Source organism: Pseudodesulfovibrio sp. JC047, from assembly GCF_010468615.1.
Classification (GTDB): domain Bacteria; phylum Desulfobacterota; class Desulfovibrionia; order Desulfovibrionales; family Desulfovibrionaceae; genus Pseudodesulfovibrio.
In genome coordinates, this window is sequence record NZ_WUEH01000069.1 from 1 (window position 1) to 639 (window position 639).

Annotated in this window: 1 protein-coding gene; it reads left to right on the forward strand. The window is 57.7% G+C overall.

Annotated features, from left to right (window positions below):
- Positions 1-115: 115 nt before the first annotated feature.
- Positions 116-639, forward strand: a 524-nt coding sequence (locus GO013_RS16710; protein WP_163813174.1) for a helix-turn-helix domain-containing protein, incomplete at its 3' end; no start/stop codon positions are given.

Genomic DNA, 639 nt, shown 5'->3' on the forward strand with positions numbered 1-639 from the left:
CATCCCCGTTGATTTTGAAGAGATGATCAATCCTGCTTGGATGCGGGACACAGCCCAGGCCGATCTAGAAGAAGGCCGGATTGCGGAAGAAATCGCTGGGACGCGGATGTAAGCCATGATTGCGAACCTCGGCGAACTAGATACCTTGCGCGATCTGGCGCACCGGCTGGATGAAGCCGGGCACGGCAAACGGAAACCCTTGGTTAAACAGGTTTCCGAGCTGCTCAATTGTTCCGAGCAGACCGTGTATCGCAAGCTCAAACAAGTTGGCTGGAAGTCCGGTCGCAAGCGGCGCAAGGATGCCGGGAAAATATCGGTGTCCGAGGATACAGCCAAAGTCGTAGCCCACCTGATGCACAAGGCCACTCGCGACAACGGCAAGCGGATCATGCACATGACCGACGCCCGTAACATCGTACGCGATTCGGGCTTTGCGGACGCGGACGTATCCACCACGACACTGAGCCGGGCCATGCGCCGGTACCGGTGCCACCCGGACATGCTTGCCCAGGGCAAGGCCCACGTCCACATGCGCACCCTGTATCCCAACCATTGCTGGCAGGTGGATCCGTCCATGTGCGTTCTGTTTTACCTGCCCAAAGGCGGATTGAGTGTGATGGAGGAAAGCAAGTTCTACAA